Source organism: Bacillus paramobilis, from assembly GCF_038096195.1.
Lineage (GTDB): Bacteria > Bacillota > Bacilli > Bacillales > Bacillaceae_G > Bacillus_A > Bacillus_A mobilis.
In genome coordinates this window covers 2053275-2067139 of record NZ_CP151108.1, presented here as the reverse complement: position 1 = coordinate 2067139, position 13865 = coordinate 2053275, and the positions used below count along the sequence as shown (strand labels likewise).

The following is a 13865-nucleotide window of genomic DNA, read 5'->3' as shown; positions in this document are numbered from 1 at the left end:
CTGTATATATTATATTTTTTATTTTAGGAGGAAAAAATGAAAGCTGTTATTCTTGCTGGTGGATACGGAACAAGGATTGGGGAAGAAACTCATTTAAAACCAAAACCTATGATTGAAATTGGAACAAAACCTATTCTATGGCACATTATGAGTTTGTATAGCCATTACGGGATTACTGAATTTATTATTTGCTTAGGCTATAAAGGATATGCAATTAAAGAATTTTTTCTAAATTACAACTTACACATGTCCGATTTCACGATACATTTAAACGACAATACGATTACTAACCATTCTCATCGTATAGAACCATGGAAAGTTACACTGATTAATACCGGTCTAAATACCGAAACAGGTGGACGAGTTAAAAAAATACAAAATTACATCGGGGACGAACCTTTCTGCCTCACTTATGGCGATGGATTAAGTAATGTAAATATAAAAGAACTCATTGCATTTCATAAAAAACACGGCAGAACGGCTACTGTTACGGCCGTACAACCTCCTGGTAGATTCGGTTCTCTCGTCTTAGATGAACAATCTGTAACATCCTTTCAAGAGAAGCCACTAGGTGATGGTGGATGGGTTAACGGTGGATTTTTCGTTTTAAATCCTGATGTTTTCAATTACATTAGTGGAGATAAGTCAGTTTTTGAAACAGACACTTTAGTTCAGTTAGTAAACAAAAACAAATTAGCCGCATATCAACATACTGGTTTTTGGCATCCGATGGATACATTGCGCGATAAAAATAAATTAGTCGAGCTATGGGAAAGTAATAACGCTCCGTGGAAGGTTTGGTAATATGGATTCATCATCTTTTTGGAATAAGAAAAAAGTATTTATTACGGGACATACTGGCTTTAAAGGCTCATGGCTCACCCTTTTTTTAACTTCTTTAGGTGCAGAAGTAGTTGGCTTTTCTTCTCATCCCCCATCCATTCCTAACCTTTTTGAACAAGGTAACATAGCAAAAGAGTGCATAACAATTCATGGCGACATTACAGATTACGATTCTTTATTCCATGCCCTACAGCAACACAACCCTGACATACTATTTCATTTAGCAGCCCAGCCGATTGTCACCATTTCATACAAAAATCCTATCGAAACATTTAAAACGAATGTTTTAGGTACTGTTCACGTATTAGAAGCGGCAAAACATATAGACAGTATACGTAGTATCATTAATGTTACAAGTGATAAATGCTATGAAAATGACGGGAGCGGTAACCAGGCATTCGTGGAAACTGACCGGTTAGGTGGTTTCGACCCTTATAGCGCTAGTAAAGCATGTGCTGAACTAGTTGCAACTTCCTATCAAAAATCCTTCTTCCGCACTCATACTCAAAAACTTGCCTCAGTAAGAGCAGGTAACGTCATCGGCGGTGGTGATTGGGCAGAAGATCGATTATTCCCAGATGTCATTCGTGCATATTTACAAGATGGTACGTTAAATATTAGAAACAAACACGCTATTCGCCCGTGGCAACACGTATTAGACCCTTTACATGGCTATATCCTTTTAGCTGAGAAGCTGTGGAAAGACGCTGAATATGCAGCAGCGTGGAATTTCGGTCCGATGAATGAACCTAACAGAACCGTTCATGATGTCGTTCAATCTATAATGAAATTATGGAATCGACCACTAACAATCCTTTCTCCTCATACAAACACACCTTATGAATCCCCTATCTTAACACTCAATAGTACAAAAGCAATAAATAAACTCGGTTGGACACCTAAGTTATCAACAGATCACTCTATTGCTTGGACTGTTGATTGGTACAAAAAATATGCATCTGGTGAAAATATGAAATCTTTCACGCGACAACAAATCGATGCATTCAAAAATTTATAAGGGGGCTATAAAATGGAACAGAAAAAATGCCGTTTTTGCCACTCATTACTCACAAATACTTTTTTAGATTTAGGAGTTTCCCCTCTCGCTAACTCATTTGTAGCTCCTGAAAACTCATATAAAATGGAACCATTTTATCCGCTGCACACATTTGTTTGTAACTCTTGTTTACTTGTACAATTAGATGAATTTGAATCCCCGCACAATATTTTTCATGACTATTTATACTTCAGTTCTTACTCATCAAGCTGGCTACTACACGCTAAGCAATATGTAGAAATGGCGATTAAGCGTTTTAACTTAACAAACCATTCGAAAGTAATTGAAATTGCGAGTAACGACGGATATTTATTACAATACTTTCAAAAAGAACATATCGAAACACTAGGAATTGAACCGGCAAAAAATGTAGCAGAAATCGCTATCCAAAAAGGAATTCCTACTGAAGTAAATTTTTTTAGCAATAATTTAGCAAAAAAGTTACCGCAAGCAGATTTAATCGTCGCAAATAACGTATTGGCACACGTTCCGAACTTACATGATTTTGTCGCCGGTTTAAAAACGTTATTAAAACAAGATGGCACGATAACAGTTGAATTCCCGCACTTATTAAATCTCATATCATGTAAACAGTTTGATACGATCTACCATGAGCACTTCTCCTATTTCTCACTTATAAGTCTTCAAAAAGTTTTAGCTCATCATCATTTACAAATTGTCGATGTAGAAGAACTTGCAACGCACGGTGGTTCATTGCGTATTTTTATAAACCACCATAGTGACTCATCCACTATCCATTCCAATGTTACAAACGTAATCCAAAAAGAAGTAGATCACGGACTAGATACATTAGATTGCTATCTCCTTTTTTCTAAACACATCGAACAATTGAAAATAAATATTTTAAAGTTTTTTATCGAAGCGAAAGCTTTAAACAAACAAATTATCGGTTACGGTGCTCCTGCTAAAGGAAACACCCTTTTAAATTATTGCGGGATAGGAAAAGAATTTCTAGCTTATACAGTAGATAAAAACCCTCACAAACAAAATCTCCTTCTACCAGGTACCCGCATTCCAATACAATCTCCAGAAGAAATTAAGCGTACAAAACCTGATTACATTCTCATACTTCCTTGGAATTTGAAAGATGAAATTATGAAAGAATGCTCTTTCATTCGTGAATGGGGCGGAAAATTTTTAGTAACGATACCAGAAGTTGAGGTAATTGAGCCATGAAAAAAATCCTTATAACAGGCGGTAGTGGATGGATTGGTAAATATGTTGTAAATTCTCTTATACAAAAGGGCTATGAAGTGCACGCCACTTACAATACAAATAAACCCTCTCACCTTTCTTGTCATTGGCATAAAGTAAACTTACTTTGCGATGAAGAAGTAAAAAAACTCATTTACGACATGAAGCCTAGTCATCTCATTCATTTAGCTTGGGAAGCAGTGCCGCCAGCGTGTTATGTATCTATTCATAATTACTATTGGCTTGCATCCAGCATCTCATTAATTCAACACTTCACAACATGCGGCGGAAAGCGAGTTGTTGTTGCAGGTACTGGCGCAGAATATGAATGGTTTAACGGCATACTATTTGAAGATTCACCGCTTCTTTCCTATAAAACCCCGTATTCATTATGTAAAAACGCGCTACACTCCTGGCTACAATCATACGCTGAGCAAACAGACCTCAGCATGTGTTGGGGCCGCATTTTTCATATGTATGGCCCTCACGAACAAGGGAATCGGCTCGTTTCTAACATTATCACTTCCTTATTAAAAAATGAGGAAGCACTATGTACACATGGAAAACAATCTAGAGATTTCCTCCATGTGAGTGACGTCGCTGATGCTCTCGTAACTGTATTAGAACACGACGTTACAGGCACAATCAATATCGCTTCTGGTCAATCTGTACAAATTAAAGAATTAGCTTCTATCATTGCTAAAAAGATAGGAAAAGAACATTTCATTAAACTAGGTGCGATCCCTTTCTCTAAAGATGAACCTTTATTCGTCGGCGTTAATGTAGAGCGTTTAAAAAATGAAGTAAACTGGAAACCAACATACGATCTAAATACAGGAATTGAAGAAACAATTTTATGGTGGGAATCATTTATAAAAAAGCATAACGATACGCCTCACTAAAACGTAAATCCTTCGCTCCTCTCGCTAAATCCTTATACCATTCTTCTAATTTTTCAGGTGTAATAATATGATGCGTTCCCATTCCCCCATGCTTACTAGCTTCAGAAAGAGTCGGACCAATTTGTAATTTCCGCTTTCTCATCTCATCATTCCACGGACTGAAACCAAACCATGCAATACACGCAAGAGGCGGATAAATCATAGATTCATGCGCAGATAAATGTCTTCCAACCGTATAACTCCCGTGTGCATGATTATGAATAAATCTGCCTCTTCTCCATAACGCCCAGTCTTCTGGCAAATAACCGTGAAATCGCTGCTTCACTAAAGGTATTCCAAAGTTAAGGTCCGGATAATTATAGTTAAGATCATCGACCATAATAAGCCCTTCCAGCCAATACATTCTCCCTCCCAATTCATTCAGTGATTTCCAAAACTGATTTTTATCTTGTACACAAAGAAACTCAGTCGTATTTAAAATCATTTTCCATCCCTTTACTTCTTGTTCTACCATCATCACTTCATGATCTGTCGCTAGTGCATCAAATTCTGGATTTGCAGAATCTCGCACTTCCCAGTGTGGTGCGAATTTTTTACAAATTTCAACCGAACGATCTGTTGAACCTTTATTAATTAAAATGCCATGATCAAACAGTTTCGTATGATGAGCAAGCCACCACGGTAATAAATATTCTTCGTTATAAAAATGAGAAATAACGGTTGTAGTTATAACAATCTCCTCCTCGTTCTCTATTAATCTACTTTTTCATCCTACTCTTACTATACTTATCAGTTATGTCATTGGTTTCTTTTATTTTAAAAATATGTTTTTCTACCATATACTATGCTTTCTTAGACAACCACCATTTCCATTTTCTAAAGAAACACCCCAATAAACTGAAAATTAAGTTATAATATCATTATAAAATTATGAAGGAGGAATGCACTCATGTACTACAACACTTCATTCGAAAACGATCAACCTGTAGGCCGCCTATAAACTAAGGCGGGCATTCATATAACACATAACACTATGCCTCGTCTTAGGGAACTCATAATACCCTAAAAATAGACGGAGGTACTTTACATGAAACAAACAATTTTAGGAGCTATATGTTTATCATTAGCAGCTAGTATATGGGGCGGTATGTATGTTGTTAGCAAATACGTACTCGACTTTATCCCACCACTGACACTCGTTTGGCTACGCTTTATTATCGCTTTCGTTGTTTTATATTTCATTTTGAAAATAGCTGAGAAAAAGCAAAAGAAAAAAGTAACCATTCACAAAAAAGATTGGCTATTATTCGCTTGGATTGGATTTATCGGATATTTCATTTCGATTACATGTCAATTTATCGGAACAAAACTATCTGACGCTCATACAGGCTCGTTAGTAACATCAGCCACTCCCGCATTTATGGTTATATTTGCAGCAATCATTTTAAAAGAAAAACTAACTGCTCGTAGACTGCTATCTACTATCATAGCGACAATCGGCGTCATTATCGTCATTGGATGGGATATTGAAATTGACTCCTATTTTATCGGTACAATCATATTAGTCGGTGCCGCTATTACGTGGGCTTTACTATCCATTTATGTAAAGATTGCTTCAGTTCGATTTTCATCTTTAGTGATTACAACGTACGCCATATTCTTTTCACTCTTTTTCATTACACCTTTTATGATATGGGAACTACAATCAACCTCTATCGAAACAGTAAATACGTACGTAATATTAGGCGTAATTTACTTAGGTGTCGTCTCAACGGCAGGTGCCTTTTTCCTTTGGAATAAAGGATTAGAATTAATGGACGCAAGCATCGGATCATTATTTTTCTTCTTCCAACCTATCGTTGGATCATTGCTCGGTTGGCTGCTCTTAAATGAGACATTAAATAGTAACTTTTTTATTGGTGGTACTCTTATTATATGTAGCGTTTTAATTACTACTTTTGAAAAGAAATGAAAAAAACAGGCAGAGATTTTTAATCTCTGCCTGTTCGTATACACGCTTTACGCACTCCAATGCGATGGACGGGACAATAATTTCGGTAATTTCGTATGTTTGTCCCCTCTCGCCGCATTAACTTGAACTTGCGTCAGAAAAATACTATTTGTAAAATCTGCTCCGCGAATATCTGCATCTCGCAAATCTGCTCCGATAAGATCTGCTCCTCTTAAGTTTGCTCCATTTAAGTTAGCCGCAATTAAGTAAGCCCCTCTTAAATTCGCTCCTTGCAAATCTTTCTTCTTCAAATTTGCCCCCATAAGGTCTGCTCCGCGATGACTAATTCGTTTCTTACGCGTTGCATTCATTTCCTTCCAAACTAACTCACTCGTTTCTAAAAGTAACACATTCACTTCTGCACGGTGTAACGGGATATTTACTTTCATTAACTCGTCCGCATTTAAATTCGAAAGTTGCTCTGTCTCTTCAATCGCTTTACTTAATTCTTTATGAATCGATTGTGTCGCCTGTAAAAGAATAGCCTCATTCAAATACCAAAGCATTTCATGAAGCTGATGCATAATCGGAAAAGCATCATACATTTTTCTCGCATGCTTAGCATCTTTCCGCCAATCAATCCCGTTAAACGTAACTTGCGAAATCTTCTGTCCAGCGCCGAAACATTCAAATACTGTACAACCTTTATAACCTTTTCCTCTAAGATTTTTATGTATGCTACATTTAAAATCTGATTGTAAGTTAGTACATGGCTTCCCGCCATCTTTATTCACCGCAAAATCTACCGATGCTGCGAACGGTAACGCCACGCAACATAAACCGAAGCATTTTTCACAGATTGCTTTTAAATGATCGTTATGATTAGTCAAAATATATACCCCCTATTGTCTTTTGACTATTTCATAATATTCCAACTGCACTAAATAATCAATTTTAAAATAAAATAGCATCTTTCATTTCAAATCATAACTTTCTCATTTGATTTCCTTTCAATTGAAAAGGACTAACTCTGCTCATTGAATTATAATTAAATTATAAATATTCAAACTAAAAGGAGAATTACTATGGCACTCGAAATGAAAACAAACTGTCAAATTTGCGATCAATCTCTCGAATCAAATTCCGAAGCTTACATTTGCGTGTATGAATGTACATTTTGTGCACCCTGTACAGAAGAAAGACAAAACGTTTGCCCAAACTGCGGCGGCGAATTAGTACGTAGACCGAAAAAGAAATAATAAAAAGCAAAGCGATATCGCTTTGCTTTTTATTATTTTTGGGGATTTGAAATTATATCAACGATTTTTTTAATATATCGACTTACCGGCAAATAACGACACCACTTTATACATTGAAACTCCAATTAAACATTCAAAAACTTTACACAAACAGGCTCTGGTACAATAACATCAGATTGCAGCAGTGTTAACTCCCCTGTCGTTTCATTTCTTGAAAATAGCACAAGATTATGTGACTTTTCATTTGTAGCAATAAGAAACTTTTCAGTCGGATCTAATGCGAAGTCCCTCGGCCAATTTCCTTCTGTAGATGTATGTGCAACAAATGTAAGCTCGCCTGAATTTTGGTCAACACTGAAAACAGCAATACTATTATGGCCGCGGTTCGCTGCATATACAAAACAGCCGTCAGAAGAAATATGTATCGCACTTCCTTGACTATTGTCATCAAATTCTTTCGGAACTGTAGAAATATACTGCAACTCTGTAAAGGCCCCTTCTTCCGAATTATATGATAATACAATAACTTCCGAACTCAGTTCCGTCATCACATAAGCGTACTTTCCATTCGGATGAAAAGTAATATGTCTCGGACCGCTTCCTGGATTCACAGACAAGCTATTTACTTCTTTTAACTTACTATCTTTTATTTCATACGTAAGTATTTTATCAATCCCTAAATCAACACCTACCACATATTTTTCATCAGGAGTATATCCCGCGTAATGTGCATGTGGTTTTTCTTGTCTTTCCTTGTTCGGACCTGAACCTTCATGTGTAACAATAGATTGGGCAACATTTACAGTTCCACCTTCTTCATCTACTACAAAAGACTCAATCGTCCCTTTATGGTAATTCGCTGTAACTACCGTACGATTTCCACTATCCACACTAATATGACAAGGAGAAGCACCTTCTACTACTTGTCTGTTTTTCGCCTTTAACTCTCCAGTATGACTATGAATCGAATAAGCAGCTACACCACCCGATTCGCCATCCTTAACAACAGAAAAGAGATATTCATTATTTTTGCTAATCGTTACATATGTAGGGTTATCCAGCTTAGCCGCAAGTGTTACATTACTAATTTTTTTTGCTTCCGTGTCTAAAGTAAACTTATATATTCCTTCACTATTTTCTTTCGTGTACGTTCCAACATATCCAATAAACTCTTTGTTATCCGCCATTTTCATAACCCTCTCCCTATAGTTTTTGTTCATCATATTTTTTACAGAACAACCGTGAACTATTTTTGAAAGAACATCTAAAAAAACTTGAGTACCTCTTTATAAGTTACCATATTTCCCTGCCAAATAGCCTCTAAATCCACTTTTTTTGAAAAGCTGCTATACTTTCATATTCTTCTTCCAGATGACGGGCCAAACGAATATAGATCGGTGTTAATTCTTTATATTTCTCCACACTTTCCATATTTGGCTCATGATAAAAATTGGCACCTACCATATTAGAAACTACATGTAATGTATCTACTTCACCTATGCTATATAACCCGAGGATAGCTGCTCCTAGGCATGAACTTTCGAAACTTTCCGGAACATATACGTCTTGATGAAAAATATCTGCCATCATCTGTCTCCAAAGTTCTGACCTCGCAAAACCACCTGTCGCTTGAATTTTTTTCGGTTCGCCAATTAATTCTTTTAACGAAAGAAGAACTGTATACAAGTTATAAATGATTCCTTCTAAAACAGCACGGATAAGATGCTCTTTCTTATGATGTAGTCCAAGCCCAAAGAAAGATCCCCGCGCATTCGCATGCCATAAGGGAGCTCTTTCTCCTGCTAAATACGGATGAAATAATAAACCGTCAGACCCAGGATTTACTTTTGCTGCTATTTCAGTAAGCAATTCATAAGGATCTTTTCCTAAGCGCTTCCCATGCTCAATTTCTAACTCACATAATTGGTCGCGGACCCACCTGAAAATCATACCGCCATTATTAACCGGTCCACCAATTACCCAAAGGTCCTCAGTTAACGCGTAACAAAAAGTCCTACCCTTCGGATCCGTTACAGGCTGATTTGTTACAACTCGCACCGCACCACTCGTACCAATTGTGATAGCAACTACTCCAGGCTCTATTGCATTTACACCTAAATTCGATAGTACCCCATCACTCGCACCGACTATAAAAGGAGTAGTAACAAGTACATTCATCTCTCTTGCAAGTTCTTCATGTATCCCTATTAAACTGTGCGTCGTTGGAACAACTGTAGATAGCTTTTCATCTGTAATTCCTGCAACACGTAAGGCTTCTTCATCCCAGTTTAAAGATTTCAAATTGAACATTCCTGTTGCTGATGCAATAGAATAATCAATTACATATTCCTTAAATAACTTATAGAAAACAAACTCTTTAATAGAGATGAATTTATAGCTTTTTGCAAACAGTTCAGCATGCTCATTTTTAAGCCAAACTAATTTTGAAAATGGTGACATAGCGTGGATTGGTGTTCCAGTACGAAGGTAAATTTCATGACCATTCATATCATTTTTTATTTTTTCTGCCCAGCTTGCGCTTCTATTATCTGCCCAAGTAATACACCTCGTTAACGGCTTCCCTACTTCGTCTACAGCAATGACACTATGCATGGCCGAACTAAAAGAAACACAAAGAATATCAACTGGCTGCACATTACTTGATTGTATAGTTTCTTTAATCGTATGTATGACCGCTTGAAAAATCTCTTCTGGATCTTGTTCTGCTGTTTCTGGTGCGGGAGAATATAAAGGATATTCAATCCCATGACTTGCAATAACAGATCCATCAACCGAAAACAAAACTGCTTTTGTACTAGTTGTCCCAATATCTACACCAATCATATATTTCGAGCTCACTATGTAACCCCTTTCAAATTATTCCGATAACAAAAGAGCACCATGATGTATACAAAAAGACGCTCCCTTATGAGAGCTACGTTTTTATAAACTTCACTCTCATAAAGGGATCCTTTTTATAACCATTGTGCTGTTTTGAAACTGCAGGATGTCTTTTCATATCGCTGCTTTCACGTAATAAGGTACCAAACTCGGGATTTATTTTACAAGATGAAGTTACATAGAGATTGATCCTCTCATGAAAAAGCAATTTGTGAAAACTTTACTTCCTTATAACTTAGGCGCCTTCGCCCAATCCGCAGCAAACTTTTCAATACCTTGATCTGTTAATGGATGCATAGCAAGTTGTTCAATGACTTTATAAGGAATTGTTGCAATGTGAGCACCTGCCATTGCTACACGAGTGACATGGTCTGGGTGTCTAACAGAAGCCGCAATAATTTGTGTATCTAATAGATGAATATCGAATAATTCAGCAATTTTAGCAACTAATAGTACGCCATCTTCAGAAATATCATCCAAACGCCCTAAAAATGGAGAAACGTACGTTGCACCTGCTCGAGCAGCTAAAAGAGCTTGGTTCACAGTGAAAATAAGTGTAACGTTCGTTTTCACACCTTTTTCAGCAAGGTAACGACAAGCTTCTAATCCTGCTAGCGTCATCGGAAGTTTTATCGTAACTTTTTCATCGCCACCGTTAATTTTAATCAGTTCTTCTGCTTGAGCGATCATCTCTTCGGCTATAACAGCATCTGGCGTTACCTCTGCCGAAACAGATTCAACGTTAGGTACTGCCTGACAAATTTCTGCAATACGGTCTTCAAACTTAATGCCTTCTTTTGCTACTAAAGACGGATTCGTTGTAACACCAGCTAAAACACCTAGTTTATATGCCTTTTTTATGTCCTCAAGATTTGCAGTATCAATAAAAAACTTCATGATTTATTCCCTCCATTTTTTAACGTTAACGAGTTATATTATTTCTTTTCTACCGCATGTCCACCAAATTCATTGCGCAGTGCTGCTACAACTTTTCCTGTAAACGTATCATTGTCTAATGAGCGGTAGCGCATTAATAGAGACATTGCGATAACAGGAGTTGCAGTTTGAAGATCTAAAGCTGTTTCTACTGTCCATTTTCCTTCACCAGAAGAATGCATAACACCCTTAATCTCATCCAGTTTGGCATCTTTAGAAAATGCATTTTCAGTTAATTCCATTAACCAAGAGCGAATAACTGAACCGTTGTTCCATACTCTTGATACTTTTTCATAATCGTAGTCAAATTCACTTTTCTCTAGAATTTCAAATCCTTCACCAATAGCAGCCATCATACCGTATTCAATTCCGTTATGAACCATTTTTAAGAAGTGACCACTACCAGCTTTTCCAGCATATAAGAATCCATTTTCTACAGCTGTATCACGGAAAATAGGTTCAACGATATCCCAAGCTTCTTGATCTCCTCCGATCATGTAACACGCACCATTACGAGCTCCTTCCATTCCGCCAGAAGTTCCTGCATCCATAAAGTGAATGCCATCTTGCTTTAGTTGCTCATATCGGCGAATAGACTCTTTATAATGTGAATTCCCAGCTTCAATTAAAATATCTCCTTTTGATAACAGCGGGGTAACTTCATTAATAACAGAATCAACAACAGCGTGTGGAACCATTACCCAAAGAATTCTTGGTAATTCTAATGATTGAACAAGTTCGCTTAAACTTGATACACCTGTAGCACCATACTCTTTCATTTCTTCCACTGCACTCGTATTTAAATCAAATGCTGCTACTTCATGTTTATGATCAATTAAATTCTTCCCTAAATTTAATCCCATTTTACCTAAACCAATTAATCCTACTCTCATAATATAATTCCTCCTTGAATTACCTTTCATCATAAATACATGTTAATACAATGATGAATATCTTTTTTTCATATCACTTTACTTATAAGGATGTAATTATCCTTTCAATCCTTCATCCAACCACCATTCAAATTCACTTTCTTGTAATAGAGCATGAGTAGCATCCGGACCATACGAGCCAGATTCATATTCATGAAGAGGTAACAAGTTCTCTTCGAACGCTTCAAGGATTGGTTGCACCCACTCCCATGACAATTCAACTTCTCTCCAGTGTGCAAAGAATGTAGAATCTCCGCATATAGCATCATAGATAAGTCTTTCGTAAGCTTCAGGTATTCCCACTCCTGTTTGCTCACAAGTAAAATGAATACGGATCGGTTCAAGCTCTCCATTGTTCAATGGATTTTTACTATTTAATTGGAGTGAAACATTTTCATTTGGGCTAATTTCAATTATTAACAAATTAGGTGCTGCATTTGGATTACTATCTTGATACTGCTGTTTTAATGTATTTTTAAACTCAATTACAATACGAGTAGACTTTTCTTTCATTCTTTTTCCTGTTCGTATGTAAAAAGGAACATCAGTCCAAAATGGGTTATCAATCCATAAGCGAGCCGCAACAAATGTGTCCGTTTGAGAAGAAGGATTTACTCCCGGCTCCTCTCTATACGCTACAACTTGTTGTCCTTTTATCTCCCCGGAAGCATATTGTCCGCGAATGATATGCTTCTGCACGTCTTCTTTTTTCACTTTACGAAGAGTCTCCATCACTTTTCGTTTTTCCTCACGAATTTCACATGCATTTATCTTTTCCGGCAGATTCATTGCAGTCATCATTAATATTTGCAGCATATGATTTTGAACCATATCGCGAATTGCTCCTGCATGATCATAATATCCTGCCCTTTCTTCTACACCAACCGTTTCACTAGCTGTTATTTGTACATTCGCTATATGTTCTTTATTCCAAATCGATTGGAGAACAGGGTTTGCAAATTCAAGCGCTTCAATGTTTTGAATCATCGGTTTACCTAAATAATGATCAATACGGTATATTTCGTCTTCTTCAAACGTTCGGCTAAGCTTATCATTCAGGTCTCGGGCAGATGGAAGATCATGACCAAACGGTTTCTCAATCATTAGGCGCTTCCATCCCTCCGTTTTATCCAGTCCACTTTCTTTAATATTTAAAGCAATGGTCTCAAAGAAGTCAGGAGTAACTGAAAGGTAGAACATTCTATTCCCTTGTATATTTTGTTCTTCTTCCCTCTCAAGAACTACTTGTAATAACCTTTTATAGTCTTCTGGCTTATTCACATCTAACGGACAATAACGAAAATACTCTAAAAAATCTTCTATGTTCGGAGTACCTTCTTCCCTGCGACGAGAAAAAGTTTCTATGGATTCTTTTACTCTTTTTTGAAAATCTAGATGAGATACTTCACGTCTTCCAAGCCCGATAACGGATATTGGCTTTGGAAGCTTTTGATCTCTATATAAGTTATATAGCGCGGGATAAATTTTTCTTTTAGCTAAATCCCCTGTCGCTCCAAATAAAACAAAGGTCATCGATTCCAATTTCAGTCCTCCTCGTGATGTATAGTCATTGTCACTATAGTAAGAATGCATTGTACAGAAGCTACTATTATTGTTGATTCACTCTCGCTTCTTAACTTCTAATTTTTTATATTTGTCGCTTTCTCATTGTCCCCAATATTAATAGTGGCAATTCAAAGCATTTTTACCACATACTACTTAACCACTTAAACTTATATAAAATAACTTAATTACTTTTAGTAATTTAATTACGTTATGTTTATCATATTAACTCCGTAGATTATTATCGTCAAGAAAAGTGTCTCGAATTAAAGATTTTAATTCCGTAACATCTTATTAGAAATATGT

The 13865-nt window shown here is 36.7% G+C and carries 13 protein-coding genes; 6 read left to right on the top strand and 7 right to left on the bottom strand.

Going from position 1 to position 13865, the window contains the following annotated elements; translation table 11 throughout:
- The first annotated feature begins 36 nt into the window (after positions 1-36).
- The 4 genes from rfbF to AABL52_RS10640 are packed head-to-tail and all read left to right on the top strand — an operon-like array spanning position 37 to position 4017.
- Positions 37-804: a glucose-1-phosphate cytidylyltransferase gene (gene rfbF / locus AABL52_RS10655; protein ID WP_341519343.1), complete on the top strand. Its 768-nt coding sequence runs from the start codon at positions 37-39 to the stop codon at positions 802-804.
- 1 nt (position 805) lies between these two features.
- Positions 806-1861, top strand: coding sequence for a CDP-glucose 4,6-dehydratase (rfbG, locus tag AABL52_RS10650; RefSeq protein ID WP_341519342.1), 1056 nt, complete (start codon positions 806-808; stop codon positions 1859-1861).
- A 12-nt stretch (positions 1862-1873) separates the two neighbouring features.
- Entirely contained in the window at positions 1874-3097 is a 1224-nt protein-coding gene (locus AABL52_RS10645) for a class I SAM-dependent methyltransferase (RefSeq protein ID WP_341519341.1), read from the top strand.
- A complete protein-coding gene (locus tag AABL52_RS10640) occupies positions 3094-4017 on the top strand; it encodes an NAD-dependent epimerase/dehydratase family protein (RefSeq protein WP_270607104.1) in 924 nt (307 codons plus the stop codon). The genes AABL52_RS10645 and AABL52_RS10640 overlap by 4 nt, the downstream gene beginning before the upstream one ends.
- Here AABL52_RS10640 and AABL52_RS10635 read toward each other — a convergent pair.
- On the bottom strand, positions 3986-4771 hold the full coding sequence (locus AABL52_RS10635; RefSeq protein WP_270343547.1) for a glycosyltransferase family 2 protein: 786 nt from the start codon (positions 4769-4771) through the stop codon (positions 3986-3988). The genes AABL52_RS10640 and AABL52_RS10635 overlap by 32 nt on opposite strands.
- Before the next feature lie 333 nt (positions 4772-5104).
- Here AABL52_RS10635 and AABL52_RS10630 point away from each other — a divergent pair, with 333 nt between their 5' ends.
- Entirely contained in the window at positions 5105-5989 is an 885-nt protein-coding gene (locus tag AABL52_RS10630; RefSeq protein WP_262743039.1) for a DMT family transporter, read from the top strand.
- A 47-nt stretch (positions 5990-6036) separates the two neighbouring features.
- On the opposite strand, the gene AABL52_RS10625 is transcribed toward AABL52_RS10630, so the two are convergent.
- Positions 6037-6858, bottom strand: coding sequence for a pentapeptide repeat-containing protein (locus AABL52_RS10625; protein ID WP_341519340.1), 822 nt, complete (start codon positions 6856-6858; stop codon positions 6037-6039).
- Positions 6859-7053: 195 nt separating this feature from the next.
- Between AABL52_RS10625 and AABL52_RS10620 the strand changes: the two genes are divergently transcribed.
- Positions 7054-7227, top strand: coding sequence for a DUF1272 domain-containing protein (locus tag AABL52_RS10620; protein WP_001162795.1), 174 nt, complete (start codon positions 7054-7056; stop codon positions 7225-7227).
- A gap of 125 nt (positions 7228-7352) precedes the next feature.
- Here the strand turns inward: AABL52_RS10620 and AABL52_RS10615 are convergent, their stop codons facing one another.
- From AABL52_RS10615 to zwf, 5 genes are all read right to left on the bottom strand, one after another.
- Positions 7353-8414 carry a lactonase family protein gene (locus tag AABL52_RS10615; RefSeq protein WP_341519709.1) on the bottom strand — a complete coding sequence of 354 codons (1062 nt, stop codon included), beginning with the start codon at positions 8412-8414 and terminating at the stop codon, positions 7353-7355.
- 133 nt (positions 8415-8547) lie between these two features.
- Positions 8548-10089 (bottom strand): gluconokinase, encoded by a 1542-nt coding sequence (gene gntK / locus AABL52_RS10610; RefSeq protein ID WP_341519708.1) that lies wholly within the window; start codon positions 10087-10089, stop codon positions 8548-8550.
- 267 nt (positions 10090-10356) lie between these two features.
- A complete protein-coding gene (gene fsa, locus AABL52_RS10605) occupies positions 10357-11025 on the bottom strand; it encodes a fructose-6-phosphate aldolase (RefSeq protein ID WP_341519339.1) in 669 nt (222 codons plus the stop codon).
- Between the two features lie 38 nt (positions 11026-11063).
- Entirely contained in the window at positions 11064-11957 is an 894-nt protein-coding gene (gnd, locus tag AABL52_RS10600; protein WP_341519338.1) for a phosphogluconate dehydrogenase (NAD(+)-dependent, decarboxylating), read from the bottom strand.
- A 96-nt stretch (positions 11958-12053) separates the two neighbouring features.
- Entirely contained in the window at positions 12054-13538 is a 1485-nt protein-coding gene (gene zwf / locus AABL52_RS10595) for a glucose-6-phosphate dehydrogenase (RefSeq protein ID WP_341519337.1), read from the bottom strand.
- Positions 13539-13865: the final 327 nt, after the last annotated feature.